Below are 16,820 nucleotides of genomic sequence, written 5' to 3'. Positions count from 1 at the left end.
GTTGCATAGGTCGGGTCTCAGTCCAGGGCATAGCGAGTCTCCTCTTCTATGCCAGTTATAACTGTTACCCATGTATCCGGTCTAAAGTGTTACCCATGTTTCCGGTTCATACCCTTCGCTTACCGGGCCTACAAAATCCACGAATGTAGGCCGGGTAAGGCGAAGCCGCCACCCGGCAATCGGCCGCATTTACCCGAACAAATGCTCCGCATGGAAGCGGAGATGATCCTCAATAAAGGACGCGATGAAATAATAGCTGTGATCGTATCCCGGCTGAATGCGCAGCGTCAGCGGCCAGTCTTTCTGGCGTGCCGCTTCTGCCAGCACCGCAGGCTGCAGCTGACCGGCGAGGAACTGGTCCGCATCACCCTGATCGATAAGGGTAGGAATGGCTTCTTCAGCTTTGCTGGCCAGCATCAGCGCGCAGCTGTCCCATGCCTGCCATTTTTCCGCATCCTCACCCAGATAGTGTGTGAAGGCTTTCTGCCCCCACGGCACCTGTGTTGGGTTCACAATTGGCGCAAATGCCGACACGCTGACGTATTTCCCCGGATTTTTCAGCGCCATGATGAGCGCCCCGTGCCCGCCCATCGAGTGGCCGCTGATCGCGCAGCGCTCGCCAACCGCAAACTGCGACTGCACCAGCGCAGGAAGTTCATCGCGAAGGTAATCATACATGCGGTAGTGGCGCGCCCAGGGCTGCTCGGTCGCATTGAGATAAAACCCGGCGCCTTTGCCCAGGTCGTATCCGGCATCGTCGGCCACATCGTCGCCACGCGGGCTGGTGTCTGGCATCACCAGCGCAATGCCCAGCTCGGCGGCAATACGCTGCGCGCCGGCTTTGGTGGTGAAGTTTTCGTCGTTACAGGTCAGGCCGGAAAGCCAGAACAAAACCGGCGGGTTATCCGTCGGCGGCAGGAAAATGCTGAACGTCATTGCACAGTTCAGAGAGGTGGAGTCGTGCCGCCAGCGCTGCTGTCGACCTTCAAAACAACGGTGCTCTTCGAGCAGTTCCATGCAGGGCTCCTTAATGAGAATGCGTATTCATAAAACCCATAATACAGCCTTTTCATTGACCTGTGAGTAACTTTCACTTTCGCCAGACGGCGAGATGCTGCATCATAAATTTACTTTTCTTTAACAATTGGAGCGGTCATGGCGCTGCGTATTGCGCTCAGTGGGTTTGTCGTTCTGGTGGTGGCGATGGGGATAGGGCGCTTTGCCTTTACGCCTCAGGTGCCGCTGATGATTGCTGCCGGACAGCTTACGCTGACCAGCGCGGGTCTGGTGGCGGCGATGAATTATCTGGGCTATCTGGTGGGTGCGTGGGATGCGATGCGTGCGCACCGCTTCGTTGAAACGCGCCTCTGGCTGGGCATCACCGGCGCGGTGGCGCTGACGCTGCTCTCCGCGGCGGCGGATAACGCCGTCGTGCACGGCCTGCTGCGCTTCGTGATTGGCTGCATGAGCGGCTGGTCGATGGTACTCATTGCCGCCTGGACCAACGAACGGCTGGGGCAGCTGGGTAAACCGGGCCTGAGCGCTGCGGTGTTTGCCGGACCGGGGGCGGGCATTGCCCTGAGCGGGCTGCTCGCCGTCTATATTCAGGCGAAGTCCCTGTCGGCCGGGGCGGCATGGCAAATCTACGGCGTACTGGCGCTGGTGCTGATTGCCCTGGTGGCGCGCTACCTGCCGCGATCCGGGCAGCTCCATCGACCCGGCACCGCGCCGGAGCCGCTGGTGCTGACGGCGGATTTAACGCGTCTGGTCTGGAGCTACAGCCTGGCCGGGTTTGGCTATATCCTCCCGGCGACCTTCCTGTCGCAAATGGCGGCCGTGCGTTTTCCCGGCAGCCTGTTTGCCCAGTTTGTCTGGCCGATTTTTGGTCTCGCCGCCGTGGTGGGGATTGCGCTCAGTATTCTGTTACGCCATACCTCAACGGCTAACCGCAGGCTGGCTATCGTACTGTGGTTACAGGGCGCAGGCGTGCTGGCGGCCTGGCTGCTGCCGGGGATTGGCGGTTTGCTGACGGGCGGGCTGCTGGTGGGCGGCGGCTTTTTGTGTGCCGTGCAGCTCTCTCTTTTATACGGCCGCGAGCTGGCGCCAAACCACACGCGTTATATGGCAGGCCTGCTCACCACCGGGTATGCGATTGGGCAGTTGATTGGTCCGGTCACCTCGGCGTTATCAACCTGGCTTACCCACCGGCTGGAGCCCGCGCTGGGGCTGGCGGGCATTGCGCTGTTTGTTGGAGGAGCGCTTGTCTGGAATCGTCACGCTGAAAGGCAACAGCAATCGCAATAATTATCGTCGTGAATACTGGATTATGTGCGCCGCCTCACGCACAATGAACGCATACTTTTGCCACAACGAGGGCAAAAGACGCCACACCTGCAGGAGAACAAAATGTCATCACTCAGTAAAGAAGCTGCCCTGGTCCACGAAGCCCTGGTTGCGCGCGGTCTTGAAACGCCACTGCGTCCGCCCGTACAGGATTTGGACAATGAAACCCGCAAGCGTCTGATTGCCGGTCACATGACCGACATCATGGAGCTGCTGAATCTCGATCTGAGTGACGACAGTCTGATGGAGACGCCGCACCGCATCGCGAAAATGTACGTCGACGAAATTTTCTCCGGCCTGGATTACGCCAACTTCCCGAAAATCACCGTCATTGAAAACAAGATGAAAGTGGATGAGATGGTGACGGTCCGCGATATCACGCTGACCAGCACCTGCGAACACCATTTCGTGACCATCGACGGTAAAGCGACCGTGGCGTATATCCCCAAAGATACGGTGATTGGCCTGTCGAAGATCAACCGCATCGTGCAGTTCTTCGCTCAGCGTCCGCAGGTGCAGGAGCGCCTGACCCAGCAGATCCTGACCGCGCTGCAAACGCTGCTGGGCACCAATAACGTGGCCGTCTCTATCGACGCGGTTCACTACTGCGTGAAAGCGCGCGGCGTGCGCGATGCCACCAGTGCGACCACCACAACCTCGCTGGGCGGTCTGTTTAAATCGAGCCAGAATACCCGCCAGGAGTTCCTGCGCGCCGTACGTCACCACAACTAAGTCTGACAGGGCAGGGACCATGGAGCGAAACGTCACGCTCGATTTTGTTCGCGGCGTCGCCATTCTCGGTATCCTGCTGCTTAATATCACCGCCTTCGGTTTGCCGAAGGCGGCTTATCTCAATCCCGCGTGGTATGGCGACATCACCCGCAGTGATGCCTGGACCTGGGCAATCCTCGATCTCTTTGCGCAGGTCAAATTCCTTACGCTCTTCGCCCTGCTGTTTGGCGCAGGCCTGCAGCTTCTCCTCAAACGCGGTACGCGCTGGATCCAGTCGCGCCTGACGCTGCTGGTTATCCTCGGTTTTATCCATGGCCTGTTCTTCTGGGACGGCGATATTCTTCTCGCGTATGGGTTAGTCGGGCTCATCTGCTGGCGCCTCATTCGCGATGCGCACAGCGTTAAAAGCCTGTTCAACACCGGCGTGATGCTCTATGTCATGGGGCTTGGGGTACTGCTGCTGCTGGGGATGATCTCCGGGGAGACGACGAATCGTGCCTGGATCCCGGATGCCGCTAACCTGCAGTACGAACAGTTCTGGAAGCTGAAGGGCGGTACGGAAGCGATAAGCAACCGCGCGGATATGCTGGGGGATAACCTCCTCGCGCTGGGCGCGCAATACGGCTGGCAGCTGGCGGGCATGATGCTGATGGGCGCGTCACTGATGCGCACCGGCTGGCTGAAAGGGGAATTCAGCCTGCGTCACTATCGTCGCACAGGCGCCGGTCTGGTGCTGCTCGGCGTGCTGATTAACCTCCCGGCGGTGATAGCGCAGTGGCATATCCACTGGGATTACCGCTGGTGCGCGTTCCTGCTCCAGGTGCCGCGTGAACTGAGCGCGCCGTTCCAGACCATCGGCTACGCGGCGCTGATCTACGGCTTCTGGCCCTCGCTTTCTCGTCTGTGGATGGTCAGCGCTATCGCCTGCGTGGGCCGCATGGCGTTGAGCAATTACCTCCTGCAAACGCTAATCTGCACCACGCTTTTCTATCGCTTTGGCCTGTTTATGAAATTCGACCGCCTTACGCTGCTGGCGTTTGTTATTCCGGTCTGGGCAGTAAACCTGGCGTTTTCTGTTCTCTGGCTACGCTATTTCCGCCAGGGACCGCTGGAGTGGGTATGGCGTCAGTTAACCGCACGTGCTTCAGGGATATCATTGAAAAATACATCCAGATAACGATCTGGATCACAATCATTAACAAAACGGATGTAAGCGTTTTCATGACTGTGAGCTTCTTCACGTAGTCCCCTTTCTCTCGCTGCCAAAATAGCCACCTTGCTAAACACAGGGGGTGTCTGTGAGTTGCTGCAATCCTTTGAAGGATGGTGAATATGATCACCATTCGTGACGTCGCCCGTCAGGCGGGCGTTTCTGTGGCTACCGTCTCACGCGTGCTGAACAATAGCGCGCTGGTCAGCCCTGAAACCCGAGAAAGCGTAATGAAAGCCGTGACCCAGCTCGGGTACCGGCCAAATGCCAATGCCCAGGCGCTTGCGACGCAGGTCAGCGACACCATCGGCGTGGTGGTGATGGATGTCTCGGATGCCTTTTTCGGCGCACTGGTGAAAGCGGTCGATATGGTCGCCCAGCAGCATGAGAAATATGTCCTGATCGGCAATAGCTATCATGAGGCGGAAAAAGAACGCCATGCCATTGAAGTGCTGATCCGCCAGCGCTGTAACGCCTTGATTGTCCATTCAAAAGCCTTGAGCGATGAAGAGCTAACCGGATTGATGGAGCAGATCCCGGGCATGGTGCTGATCAACCGCATCGTCCCCGGCTATGCCCACCGCTGCGTCGGGCTGGATAACGTCAGCGGCGCCATGATGGCCACGAAAATGCTCATCAACAACGGGCATCAGCGGATCGGTTATCTGGCCTCCAGCCACGCGATTGAAGATGACGAACTGCGGCGCGAGGGGTGGCAAAACGCCCTGAAAGAGCATGGCATTACGCCATCCGAGAGCTGGGTGGGAACCGGCACGCCGGACATGCAGGGCGGTGAAGCGGCGATGGTGGAACTGCTGGGCCGCAATCTGCAGTTGTCAGCGGTGTTTGCCTATAACGATAGCATGGCGGCAGGCGCCCTGACGGCGCTGAAAGATAACGGCATTGCGGTGCCACAGCATTTGTCACTCATTGGTTTCGATGATATTCCGATTGCCCGTTACACCGACCCGCAGCTGACAACCGTGCGCTACCCGATTGCCTCTATGGCGAAACTGGCGACTGAGCTGGCGTTACAGGGGGCCGCAGGCGTGCTAGATCCGGGGGCAACACACTGTTTCATGCCGACTTTAGTGCGTCGCCACTCCGTCGCGGCCCGGCAAATTGTGGTTCCGATCACTAACTGATTACATGTGGTGATGTAACCGTTTTCAATCTGTGAGTAAATTCACAGTATCTTAACAAGGCGCTGACTATGATGTCAGCGTTTTAGGGGCTGAAACGCTATGTAACAGTGATTATTCACTTTCACTATAGCCAATGTGCCGCAAACAACGAATAAAACGCATTTCTGGAGCGTTACCGAACACGGAAGAGAGAAATTTTATAAGTGAACCTCGGCTGTCAGTAACGTTTTATTAACATCTGCCCGCCGCTCGTTATTCACAAGAACTACCCTGCATAAAAAAAACCGGAGATACCATGAATAAGAAGGTGTTGACCCTGTCTGCTGTAATGGCAAGCATGCTTTTTGGTGCAGCAGCGCACGCTGCGGATACCCGTATTGGTGTGACCATCTATAAATACGACGACAACTTCATGTCTGTTGTGCGTAAAGCGATTGAGAAAGATGCGAAAGCAGCGCCAGACGTTCAGCTGCTGATGAACGACTCCCAGAATGACCAGTCCAAACAGAACGACCAGATCGACGTTCTGCTGGCGAAAGGCGTGAAAGCCCTGGCCATCAACCTGGTTGACCCGGCTGCAGCAGGCACGGTTATTGAAAAAGCGCGCGGCCAGAACGTGCCGATCGTCTTCTTCAACAAAGAACCTTCCCGTAAGGCGCTGGATAGCTACGACAAAGCGTATTACGTCGGTACCGACTCCAAAGAGTCCGGTATTATTCAGGGCGATCTGATCGCGAAACACTGGGCGGCGAACCCGAACTGGGACCTGAACAAAGACGGTCAGATTCAGTTCGTGCTGCTGAAAGGCGAACCTGGCCACCCGGATGCTGAAGCGCGTACCACCTACGTTATCAAAGAGCTGAACGACAAGGGCCTGAAAACCCAGCAGCTGGCGTTAGATACCGCGATGTGGGATACCGCTCAGGCGAAAGATAAGATGGACGCGTGGCTGTCCGGCCCTAACGCCAACAAAATCGAAGTGGTTATCGCCAACAACGATGCGATGGCAATGGGTGCGGTAGAAGCGCTGAAAGCACACAACAAATCCTCTATCCCGGTATTCGGCGTAGATGCGCTGCCAGAAGCGCTGGCGCTGGTTAAATCCGGTGCGATGGCCGGTACCGTGCTGAACGATGCCAACAACCAGGCGAAAGCCACCTTCGATCTGGCGAAAAACCTGGCCGATGGCAAAGGTGCGGCAGATGGCACCAACTGGAAAATTGACAACAAAATCGTTCGCGTACCTTACGTGGGCGTAGACCAGTCCAACCTGGCTGAGTTTATCGGTAAATAAAAGAGTTAACTTGTCTTCACTGGGCGCAACGAGTTGCGCCCTTTTATAACGCGATATGCGAGGCCAACAAGGTATAATTATGGTCAGCACAACAACTCAGTCATCCGGTGAATACCTGTTGGAAATGAGCGGTATCAACAAGTCATTTCCCGGCGTTAAGGCACTCGATAATGTTAATTTAAAAGTGCGTCCTCACTCTATTCATGCCTTAATGGGGGAGAACGGTGCGGGTAAATCAACATTATTAAAATGTCTTTTTGGGATCTATCAAAAAGATTCTGGCAGCATTCTTTTTCAGGGGAAAGAGATCGATTTCCATTCAGCGAAAGAAGCACTGGAAAACGGTATCTCGATGGTTCACCAGGAATTAAACCTGGTGCTGCAGCGTTCAGTCATGGATAACATGTGGTTGGGGCGTTATCCCACCAAAGGTGTTTTTGTCGATCAGGACAAAATGTATCGCGACACCAAGGCGATTTTCGACGAGCTGGATATTGATATCGATCCGCGCGCCCGCGTGGGAACATTATCCGTCTCCCAGATGCAGATGATCGAAATTGCCAAAGCGTTCTCCTATGATGCGAAAATTGTCATCATGGACGAACCGACATCGTCATTAACGGAAAAAGAGGTTAACCACCTTTTTACCATTATTCGTAAGCTGAAAGATCGCGGCTGCGGCATTGTGTACATCTCCCACAAAATGGAAGAGATCTTCCAGCTGTGCGATGAGATCACCATCCTGCGTGACGGCCAGTGGATCGCCACGCAGCCGCTGGAAGGGCTGGACATGGACAAGATCATCGCCATGATGGTCGGTCGTTCCCTGAACCAGCGCTTCCCGGACAAAGAAAACAAGCCGGGTGAAGTGATTCTGGAAGTGCGCAATCTGACCTCGTTACGTCAGCCGTCTATCCGCGATGTCTCCTTCGACCTGCATAAGGGTGAAATCCTGGGAATTGCCGGGCTGGTGGGGGCAAAGCGTACCGACATCGTGGAAACCCTGTTTGGCATTCGTGAGAAAGCCGAAGGCACCATTACGCTGCACGGTAAGAAAATCAATAACCACAACGCCAACGAAGCCATTAATAATGGTTTTGCGCTGGTGACGGAAGAGCGTCGTTCGACCGGTATTTATGCTTATCTGGATATTAACTTTAACTCGTTAATTTCTAACATTCGCAATTACAAAAACAAAGTCGGGCTGCTGGATAATTCCCGCATGAAAAGCGATACCCAGTGGGTGATTGACTCCATGCGCGTGAAAACGCCAGGCCACCGCACCCAGATTGGTTCGCTGTCAGGCGGTAACCAGCAGAAAGTGATTATTGGCCGTTGGTTATTAACGCAGCCCGAAATCCTGATGCTGGATGAGCCGACCCGCGGTATTGACGTCGGCGCGAAGTTTGAAATTTATCAGCTGATTGCCGAGCTGGCGAAAAAGAATAAAGGGATCATTATCATTTCTTCCGAAATGCCGGAACTGTTAGGGATCACAGACCGTATTCTGGTTATGAGCAATGGTCTCGTCGCCGGTATTGTTGACACCAAAACGACAACGCAAAACGAAATTTTGCGTCTTGCGTCTTTGCACCTTTAAGATCAGGGGCTCCTCATGAGTGCGTTAAATAAAAAAAGTTTTCTCACTTACCTGAAAGAAGGCGGTATTTACGTTGTTCTTTTAGTCTTGCTGGCAATCATCATTTTCCAGGACCCTACGTTCTTAAGCCTGCTCAACCTGAGTAACATTCTGACCCAGTCCTCCGTGCGTATTATCATTGCGCTGGGCGTGGCGGGTCTGATCGTGACCCAGGGGACGGACCTTTCAGCCGGTCGCCAGGTGGGTCTGGCGGCGGTTATCGCGGCAACCCTACTGCAGTCGATGGAAAACGCCAACAAGGTCTTCCCGGAAATGGCCACCATGCCGATTTTCGTGGTGATCCTGATTGTCTGCGCCATCGGCGCGGTGATTGGTCTGATCAACGGTATTATCATCGCCTACCTGAACGTGACGCCATTCATCACCACCCTGGGTACGATGATCATCGTTTACGGTATCAACTCCCTGTACTACGACTTCGTCGGTGCTTCGCCCATCTCGGGCTTTGACAGCGGCTTCTCGACCTTTACGCAAGGGTTTATCGCGCTGGGCAGCTTCCGCCTGTCGTATATCACCTTCTATGCGCTGATTGCGGTCGCCTTCGTCTGGATCCTGTGGAACAAAACGCGCTTTGGCAAAAACATCTTCGCTATCGGCGGTAACCCGGAAGCGGCGAAAGTCTCCGGCGTAAACGTTGCCCTGAACCTGCTCATCATCTATGCCCTGTCCGGGGTGTTCTACGCCTTCGGCGGGATGCTGGAAGCGGGCCGCATCGGCTCTGCAACGAACAACCTTGGCTTCATGTACGAACTGGATGCGATTGCAGCCTGCGTGGTGGGCGGCGTCTCCTTCAGCGGCGGCGTGGGTACCGTACTCGGCGTGGTGACCGGTGTGATCATCTTCACCGTCATCAACTACGGGTTGACCTACATCGGCGTGAACCCGTACTGGCAGTACATCATCAAGGGCGCCATCATTATCTTCGCGGTTGCGCTGGATTCACTGAAGTACGCCCGTAAGAAGTAATCGTCCCTCGCCATACCCGGCCCGCTCACCGAGCGGGCTTTTTTATGCCCTATGCCAGATTTGACTCCTCCTGCGTCACAATCCGCTCAAACCAGTCGAGTTCACAAAGCTTGCAGGCGACCCACTGTTCGGAAAAGGCGTCGCCCAGGCTGTCGGTGAGATACTGACAGCGGGCAAAGGCCTCAATCGCCTCCTGCTGGAACAGCGGCAGCTCGGGTTGGTCGTGCTGCGGCTCAGGGAGATCCCCCTCGTCGATATGTTCCAGCCCGTACAGCATGCCTGTCAGGATAGTGGCTGTGACCAGATACGGATTCGCATCGGCCCCGGCCAGCCGGTACTCGATACGACGGTTGCTCTCATCCGAGCAGGGAATACGCAAGGCGGCGGAGCGGGTGTTATAGCCCCAGGAGTTAAAGACGGGTTCCGTCAGGTTTTTACGCAGGCGACGAAACGCGTTGACCCCCGGCGCAAGAATGGCGACGGAGGCGGGCATGAGCGCCAGCTGGCCCGCGATGCACAAGCGCATCATGCTGCTCAGCGCGTTCACCGGCGAGGCAAAAACGTTTTCGCCACGGCTATCGTTCAGGCTGAAATGGATGTGCAAACCGCTGCCGGAAAGCTCGCTGAACGGCTTAGCCATAAAGTTGGCCTGAAGGCCGTGCTTTTCAGCGACATAGCGGGTCAGGCGGCGCAGGGCCAGCACGTTATCACAGACCTCTATGACGCGCTGGCTGTGCTTCAGGTTTAATTCGTACTGTCCGGACTCGGCTTCCGCTACCACCCCTGACAGCGGGATGCGCTGCAGGTGCGCCAGCTGTTCCAGCTCGTCAAACAGCGCCGCATGCGCCGACGAGGTATCCATGTGAAAACAGCCCTGATTTTGCGGATCGCGATCGCCCTGTCCCGTCAGATAGAACTCGATTTCCGGGGCAATAACCGGGAAGAGGCCGTGCTGGTGGAAGCGGGCCACGACGTTCTGCAGTATCGCGCGCGGCTCAAGCGGGCAGGGGTTACCGTCGCTGTCCTTCATCGTCAGCAGGATCTGCGCGGTGTGCTCTGGATCCTGCGGACAGGGGCGCAAAGAGCCGGCGACCGGGACGCACAGCCGATCGGGTTCATCATAAAGCGGGGCGGCGATGTTTCCCTTCTGGTCCATGGAGTAGACGGAAAGCGGAAAATAACAGCCTTTTTCCAGGCTCAGCATGCTCTCTACCGAGAGGCGCTTGCCGCGCATCGTGCCGTTAATATCGTTCAGGTAAACGTCTACATGTTTCGTCTGCGGGTAACGTTCCAGATAATCGGCCACTTCCACGGCAACGTTGTGCTGCAGGGCGTCAATTTTTTCATCCAGCCAGAGGCCAGAATTAAGTGCGCCAGGGAGTGATAAGCCGGGAAAGTTAAAGTACGGGCGGAGACTTTTGAGGAAAAACGCATTCATTATCGAGTTCATAGTCATTCTTCAATGAAGCCGTAGCGGCAGTGAACTCAGCTTAAAAGAGCCGACGTAAAGGGGAGATAAAAAGCGTCAGGCCCGGCGTAAATAAAGTATAAAGGCGGCTCTGTTATTTCTCTTTTTTCTGCATATCCAGCAGCTGCTCGGGCGTGACGGCCGGATAACCCTGCGCGTCTTCCGGCACTTCGTGCATCGCCGGAATCGGCACCAGCGGGCCTAAAAAGCGCGGTTCGCGCTTAAAGATATACAGATCGGCCAGGGCACCAAAGCGGGCGCCGAACTCGCGGACGCGCACGCTCAGCATATCTTTTGGCGACGGCACCGCGTAGCACTGCGCCTGAATGCCCATGTGCAGGGCGATAAACAGCGCGCGCTCGCAGTGGAAGCGCTGGGTGATGATGATGAAGTCGTTGGTGTCGAAGACTTTGCGCGTACGGACGATGGAGTCCAGGGTGCGGAAGCCCGCGTAGTCGAGCACGATATCGGCAGGATCCACGCCCGCGGCAATCAGGTCCTTACGCATCGTCACCGGTTCGTTATAGCTTTGCAGGGCGTTATCGCCGCTCAGCAGCAGGTAGTTCACCTTGCCGCTGTTGTAGGCGTTCAGCGCGCCCTGAATGCGGTAACGGTAATACTGGTTGATGACGCCGGTGCGGTAGTACTTGGCGGTGCCGAGCACCACGCCAACCTGACGATAGGGCAGGTCCTGCAGGTCGTCAAAGATATAGGGGGCGGTTTTCCAGCTCATCCAGCGGTCGAGGCCGAGCACGATCAACAGCAGTATGCCGACCAGGACAGACAGGCTGTAAAAAACGCGCTTTAACATGCAGATGGCTCGTACCGAAGGTGAAATTTAACTCAGGCTACTTTACCCGCCTGGTTAGCGCAAGAAACAGCGACTCAACTGAGGGGTTTTTCAACAAACTGGCGGGCATTTCTGCCCGCCGGAAGGGTTACGCCAGCAGTACGCGGTCAATCGTCGTACAGCCCAGCGCTTTAAGCGTTGCGGCAGTGGCATCCCACTGAATCAGCGGCGCATCAGCAATTTCTGCCAGAATAGCGCGCTGAATGTCAGGATAATCATAGCCGTTCAGGCTCAGCAGGTTGAGTGCGCCCTGCAGCGGCGGCAGCGTTGGGTTAAACGCGGCGTTTTCCGCATAGCTGCCGGTGAAGATTCGGCCATCGCGACACTGCAGCGCCACGCCGCTCGGGGACGTGCTGTACGGCGTGTGGCTCTTGTTGGCGGCGGTAATCGCCGCCTGGCTCAGGTCATCGCCGGACAGGGCGAAACCGTGGTCCTGCTCGTCCATCAGCAGGGTTTTGATCTCCAGATCTTTCGGGCCAAACGCGTCAGGCAGGTAATCCGCCAGCGTGTGCGGCGCGCGGCCCGGCAGGTTGATGCGCAGCTGCAGCCCGCTGTTCAACTCGTTCATAAACTGACGGCAGTGGCCGCAGGGGGTGTAGTTCACGGTAATGGCGCTCAGCGTTTTTTCACCGCGCAGCCAGGCGTGGCTGATGGCGCTCTGCTCGGCGTGAACGGTTTGCTGCATGGTTGCGCCCAGGAACTCCATGTTGCCGCCGAAGTACCAGGTGCCGCTGACGCCGCGCGCAATGGCCCCGACGTTGAAGTGGGAGAGATCGGCCCGCGCGCAGGCGGCAGCCAGAGGAAGCAGTGCGAAAGCCAGCGCGTCTTCGTCCAGTCCCGTTGCCTGTTTCAGCATCGTGACCTGCTCCGCGGTCAGCAGGGCGGGGAAGTGCGCATCTGCCAGAACGGGAGCAAGGGCTGACTGCAAATTCTCTGCAAGCTGGGCGAAAGCAGCTTGAAAACGTGGGTGCATGGCGTTTGCCTCATAAAGGTTAATGGATCGGTAGTTTACGGAGCCGTCAGGGCTTTATATGTGATCCACTTCTCATTATGTATGCAACTTATGAAATCAAAATGAAATTTGCGCGACGCATCGCAAATTTTAGCCCATCACTGCCAGAATCAGCGGGAAAATGAACGGGGCCAGCAGGGAGGTAATAATCCCGCAGATCACCAGCGCCAGGGAGCTAAACGCCCCTTCCTGATAATCCAGCTCCGCGCAGCGGGCAGTGCCCAGCGCGTGCGAGGCGGTGCCCATCGAGAGCCCCCGTGCCGCCTTAGTATGAATACGCATCGCGTTCAGCAGGGTGTGGCCAAACACCGCGCCGAGAATACCGACGAAAATGACGCACATCGCGCTGATGGCCGGAATGCCGCCGAGGCTGCCCCCAACCGCCATCGCGATAGGCGTGGTCACCGATTTAGGCAGGATTGACGCCGCAATCTGTGGGGAAGCGCCCATCAGCAGCGCCACCGACGTGCCGGTGATCATCGCCACCAGGCTACCCACAAAACAGATGGTAATGATGGATTTCCAGCGGGCGCGGATCTGGTGCAGCTGCTCATATAAAGGGAACGCCAGCGCCACGACGGCGGGCTGCAGCAGGTCGTTTAAGATTTTGCTGCCGGCAAAGTAGCGTTCGTAAGGAATGCCGGTGAGCAGCAGGAACGGAATTATCACCACCATCGCCACCAGCAGGGGGTTCAGCAAGGGCATTTTGAAACGCGCGGCAAGCTTACGTGCGGCGAAAAAGACTGCAAGGGTGAGCGGCAGGGACCACCAGATATTGTCCATCATTTTTTTGTTTTCTCCCCAATCACGTTACGTTCGCCATGCACCAGATGTGAACTCCAGCTCACCACCAGGAAAACCACCAGCGTACTCACCGCGCAGGAAACAACAATCGGGCCGAACTGGGCTTTGAGCAAATCAAAATACTGCATGACCCCGACGCCGATAGGCACGAAAAGCAGCGCCATATAGCGAATGAGGACGAAGCAGCCGGGATTGACCCACTTTGCAGGCAGGATTTGCAGCGCCAGCAACACGAAGAGGATCAGCATGCCGATAATGCTGCCGGGAATGGTGATGGGCAGCAGCGACGCGATGAAAATCCCGGCATACAGGCAGGCGTAAATCAGGACGAATGCGCGCAGATATTGCCAGATAATGTTCAATGATTTGCTCATGGTGATAGTCCTTGCTGAAACGCATTCATCATACAATTAAACCTAAAAATGTGCCACGGATCACATCATGAATTTTGAGCATACCAGACATTCCGGAATGGAACGTCCGGTATCACCTTACTGGTGCAGGCTAGAGTTTAGAGGAAAGGGGTTGCGCTGGCGAAGTAACGCGCCAGAGAAGGCATCAGCGTCAGGCGGTCAGCTTATCGAGAAAAGAAAACAGCACCTCGTTCATTTCGCGATAATCATGCGAACGGAGTTTTTCCGCCGTTTCGACAAAACGGAATTCACCCGCGCGGCGAAGGTCATTCTGCGAATGCTCAATCAGCAACTCTACCACCTCCGGCGTTAGCTCCATATGGCACTGGAAACCGTAAACCCGTTCGCTGTATTGCACGATCTGGCGGGGACAGCCCTCGCTGTAAGCCAGAACCTTAGCCTGCGGCGTCAACCCAGGCATGTCGTTATGCCAGTGACCGACGTTCAGCACGCTGCCAAAGTCTTCAAACAGCGGGTTCGCCTTGCCTGCATCTGTGAGCCTGACGGGAAATTTGCCGATCTCTTTTTCCGGGCTGTGGCAAAACGCGGCGCCCAGCGCTTCGCCGATAAGCTGTGAGCCCAGACAAACGCCTATCACCGTTTTACCTGCCTCTATCGCGCGGCTGATGAGTGCCTTTTCCGCCTGCGCATCAAACCAGGGGCATTCCTCACGCGTGGTGGCGGGGGACTGCGGGCCTCCCATGATGATAAGCAGGTCTGTGTGCCCCAGTTCCTCAGGTAATGAATCGCCCTGATACACTCTGGTGTAGCTCAGACTGCAGCCGCGACTTTTCCCCCAGATTTCATAGGCGCCTGGCGCCTCGAAATGTTCATGAATAATAAAATGGATGTGCATTGCGTCTCTCTCCGGTTACGTGTACAAGCAGCATCATAAGAGGAAGGGGGGAATGTGAAATGCCAACCGTTATCGATAAAACGCCAATTCACGACGATGCCATCGGATGGTCAAGAGGGGCAATTCGCTATACGCGCGGCGAAGTCGATCCGCCTCACCAGCATTCGCAGGGACAACTTTTGTTTGCCATCAAAGGAGTCATGCTGGTCGAAACCGGCAGCAAACGCTGGGTCATACCGCCGCAGCGCGCGCTGTGGATCCCTCCCTTTCAGGAACACACCTACAGCGTGCTATCCACAACGGAGCTCCGCGCGGTCTGGTTTAGCCCGACGCTGATATCGCAATGCGAGCCTTTTAAGCGGAAAGACGAGGTTCACGTGATTATGGCCACAGCGTTGTTCAAAGAGCTGATTGCCGGGCTGTTCAGCGCGGAATACCGCCCGGCAAGCCAGCGCAGCATGGCCGTTTTGCTGCTCGATATCCTCAGCGAGACGCAGCAGATTTCGGCCGAACTGCCGATGCCCGTGGATGAGCGCTTACATCGCGTGGCCTGTGACCTCATTGCCAACAATCTCTGGGATCTCTCTCTGGAAAGGCTGGCGGAACGGGCCGCGATGTCAGAACGCACATTTTCACGTGCGTTTATCAACGATACCGGCTTTAGCTTCCGGGCCTGGCGACAGCGCGCAAGGATTTGTGCCTCGCTGGATCTCCTCGCCAACGGATACCCGGTTAAGCAGGTGGCCTGGATGCTGGGGTTTTCCGGCCCGGCGGCATTTGCGGCGGCGTTTCGCGCCATTGTTGGGGCAACGCCGGGTGACTTTCTGCCTGAACAGAAGCGCTTCCCAGCGATATAGAGAGCGGCTACTATAGCGCGTCTTTTTTCACAGGTACTGCTATGCGTGTTTTACTGGCCCCAATGGAAGGCGTGCTCGACTCCCTCGTGCGCGAGCTTCTGACCGAGGTGAACGACTACGATCTCTGCGTGACGGAGTTTTTGCGCGTGGTCGATATGCTGTTGCCGGTAAAATCCTTCTTCCGGCTTTGCCCCGAGCTGCACAACCAGAGCCGGACCTCTTCCGGCACGCTGGTGCGGATTCAGCTCCTCGGCCAGTATCCGGAATGGCTGGCGGAAAACGCCGCCCGCGCGGTTGAGCTGGGCTCTTACGGGGTGGATCTCAACTGCGGCTGTCCGTCGAAGCTGGTGAACGGCAGCGGCGGCGGGGCGACGTTGCTGAAAGATCCTGAGCTGATTTACCGCGGCGCGAAAGCCATGCGCGAGGCCGTGCCCGCGCATTTGCCGGTGACGGTAAAGGTGCGGCTGGGATGGGACAGCGATGCCCGACAGTTCGAGATCGCCGATGCGGTGCAGCAGGCCGGGGCCACCGAGCTGGTGGTGCATGGCCGCACTAAAGAAGATGGCTACAAAGCCGATCGCATAAACTGGCAGGCGATCGGTGAGATCCGCAAACGCCTCTCCATTCCGGTGATCGCCAACGGCGAAATATGGGATTACGAGAGCGCGCAGGCCTGTCTGCAGGCCACCGGCTGCGATGCGGTAATGATCGGCCGCGGCGCGCTGAATGTGCCCAACCTCAGCCGGGTGGTGAAATATAACGAACCGCGTATGCCCTGGGCAGATGTCGTCACGCTGCTGCAAAAATACAGCCGTCTGGAAAAGCAGGGCGACACCGGTTTGTATCACGTCGCGCGTATTAAGCAGTGGCTGAGTTATTTACGCAAAGAGTACGAGGAAGCGCTGGAATTATTTCAGGAGATTCGTACTTTACAGACGTCGGCTGATATTGCGCGGGTGATTCAGGCCAAATAATAAGCGTTAAATTGCTCACACTTTTTTAAAACAGAAAACAGTTCAGGTTTTCAACGTGGCGCGACGGTGTTAAGGTGCCACTGTTTTCAACGCAGGATTGTGACTGGTTAACAGGCAAAACCTAAGCGTTCCACAGCATTTTCGCTGTGGGGCGCTTAGGTTTTTTTTTGCCTGTCATTTACGCAGGAGAGATATTTGGCTTAGCGCTTTTTAATGATTTTTAAAAAAATAAATAG

General features: G+C 56.1%; 16 protein-coding genes. 9 read left to right on the top strand and 7 right to left on the bottom strand.

Annotated features, from left to right (window positions below):
* Positions 1 to 189: 189 nt before the first annotated feature.
* On the bottom strand, positions 190 to 1,017 hold the full coding sequence (gene fghA, locus FHC48_RS11435) for an S-formylglutathione hydrolase (protein WP_059362193.1): 828 nt from the start codon (positions 1,015 to 1,017) through the stop codon (positions 190 to 192).
* 138 nt (positions 1,018 to 1,155) lie between these two features.
* Between fghA and FHC48_RS11430 the strand changes: the two genes are divergently transcribed.
* From FHC48_RS11430 to mglC, 7 genes are all read left to right on the top strand, one after another.
* On the top strand, positions 1,156 to 2,304 hold the full coding sequence (locus tag FHC48_RS11430) for a YbfB/YjiJ family MFS transporter (RefSeq protein WP_055321900.1): 1,149 nt from the start codon (positions 1,156 to 1,158) through the stop codon (positions 2,302 to 2,304).
* 102 nt (positions 2,305 to 2,406) lie between these two features.
* A complete protein-coding gene (folE, locus tag FHC48_RS11425) occupies positions 2,407 to 3,075 on the top strand; it encodes a GTP cyclohydrolase I FolE (RefSeq protein ID WP_008500927.1) in 669 nt (222 codons plus the stop codon).
* Positions 3,076 to 3,094: 19 nt separating this feature from the next.
* Complete coding sequence (gene yeiB / locus FHC48_RS11420) at positions 3,095 to 4,252, top strand: DUF418 domain-containing protein YeiB (RefSeq protein ID WP_023344548.1); 1,158 nt, start codon at positions 3,095 to 3,097, stop codon at positions 4,250 to 4,252.
* A gap of 155 nt (positions 4,253 to 4,407) precedes the next feature.
* Positions 4,408 to 5,430 carry an HTH-type transcriptional regulator GalS gene (gene galS, locus FHC48_RS11415; RefSeq protein WP_059362190.1) on the top strand — a complete coding sequence of 341 codons (1,023 nt, stop codon included), beginning with the start codon at positions 4,408 to 4,410 and terminating at the stop codon, positions 5,428 to 5,430.
* Between the two features lie 295 nt (positions 5,431 to 5,725).
* On the top strand, positions 5,726 to 6,724 hold the full coding sequence (gene mglB / locus FHC48_RS11410; RefSeq protein WP_008500923.1) for a galactose/glucose ABC transporter substrate-binding protein MglB: 999 nt from the start codon (positions 5,726 to 5,728) through the stop codon (positions 6,722 to 6,724).
* A gap of 79 nt (positions 6,725 to 6,803) precedes the next feature.
* Positions 6,804 to 8,324: a galactose/methyl galactoside ABC transporter ATP-binding protein MglA gene (gene mglA, locus FHC48_RS11405; protein ID WP_008500922.1), complete on the top strand. Its 1,521-nt coding sequence runs from the start codon at positions 6,804 to 6,806 to the stop codon at positions 8,322 to 8,324.
* Between the two features lie 15 nt (positions 8,325 to 8,339).
* The gene (gene mglC, locus FHC48_RS11400) at positions 8,340 to 9,350 is read left to right on the top strand and encodes a galactose/methyl galactoside ABC transporter permease MglC (protein ID WP_008500921.1); all 1,011 of its coding nucleotides are present in this window, start codon (positions 8,340 to 8,342) and stop codon (positions 9,348 to 9,350) included.
* Between the two features lie 49 nt (positions 9,351 to 9,399).
* On the opposite strand, the gene FHC48_RS11395 is transcribed toward mglC, so the two are convergent.
* The 6 genes from FHC48_RS11395 to FHC48_RS11370 all read right to left on the bottom strand — a co-directional run bounded on the left by FHC48_RS11395 (position 9,400) and on the right by FHC48_RS11370 (position 14,753).
* The gene (locus FHC48_RS11395; RefSeq protein WP_059362187.1) at positions 9,400 to 10,788 is read right to left on the bottom strand and encodes a glutamine synthetase family protein; all 1,389 of its coding nucleotides are present in this window, start codon (positions 10,786 to 10,788) and stop codon (positions 9,400 to 9,402) included.
* 124 nt (positions 10,789 to 10,912) lie between these two features.
* The gene (gene sanA / locus FHC48_RS11390; protein WP_008500918.1) at positions 10,913 to 11,629 is read right to left on the bottom strand and encodes an outer membrane permeability protein SanA; all 717 of its coding nucleotides are present in this window, start codon (positions 11,627 to 11,629) and stop codon (positions 10,913 to 10,915) included.
* Positions 11,630 to 11,756: 127 nt separating this feature from the next.
* On the bottom strand, positions 11,757 to 12,641 hold the full coding sequence (cdd, locus tag FHC48_RS11385) for a cytidine deaminase (protein WP_059362184.1): 885 nt from the start codon (positions 12,639 to 12,641) through the stop codon (positions 11,757 to 11,759).
* A 129-nt stretch (positions 12,642 to 12,770) separates the two neighbouring features.
* Positions 12,771 to 13,466 (bottom strand): CidB/LrgB family autolysis modulator, encoded by a 696-nt coding sequence (locus FHC48_RS11380; RefSeq protein WP_008500916.1) that lies wholly within the window; start codon positions 13,464 to 13,466, stop codon positions 12,771 to 12,773.
* Positions 13,463 to 13,858 (bottom strand): CidA/LrgA family protein, encoded by a 396-nt coding sequence (locus FHC48_RS11375; protein WP_014884558.1) that lies wholly within the window; start codon positions 13,856 to 13,858, stop codon positions 13,463 to 13,465. The genes FHC48_RS11380 and FHC48_RS11375 overlap by 4 nt, the downstream gene beginning before the upstream one ends.
* Before the next feature lie 190 nt (positions 13,859 to 14,048).
* Positions 14,049 to 14,753 (bottom strand): type 1 glutamine amidotransferase, encoded by a 705-nt coding sequence (locus FHC48_RS11370; RefSeq protein ID WP_039266754.1) that lies wholly within the window; start codon positions 14,751 to 14,753, stop codon positions 14,049 to 14,051.
* A gap of 59 nt (positions 14,754 to 14,812) precedes the next feature.
* Between FHC48_RS11370 and FHC48_RS11365 the strand changes: the two genes are divergently transcribed.
* Both FHC48_RS11365 and dusC read left to right on the top strand, forming a co-directional pair.
* Complete coding sequence (locus FHC48_RS11365) at positions 14,813 to 15,610, top strand: helix-turn-helix domain-containing protein (protein ID WP_059362182.1); 798 nt, start codon at positions 14,813 to 14,815, stop codon at positions 15,608 to 15,610.
* 41 nt (positions 15,611 to 15,651) lie between these two features.
* A complete protein-coding gene (gene dusC, locus FHC48_RS11360) occupies positions 15,652 to 16,584 on the top strand; it encodes a tRNA dihydrouridine(16) synthase DusC (protein ID WP_021241499.1) in 933 nt (310 codons plus the stop codon).
* Positions 16,585 to 16,820: the final 236 nt, after the last annotated feature.

The organism is Enterobacter sp. EC_50, from assembly GCF_019584525.1.
GTDB lineage: Bacteria > Pseudomonadota > Gammaproteobacteria > Enterobacterales > Enterobacteriaceae > Enterobacter > Enterobacter roggenkampii.
The sequence above is the reverse complement of the archived record's forward strand: the minus strand, read 5'-3'. Positions and strand labels throughout refer to the sequence as shown.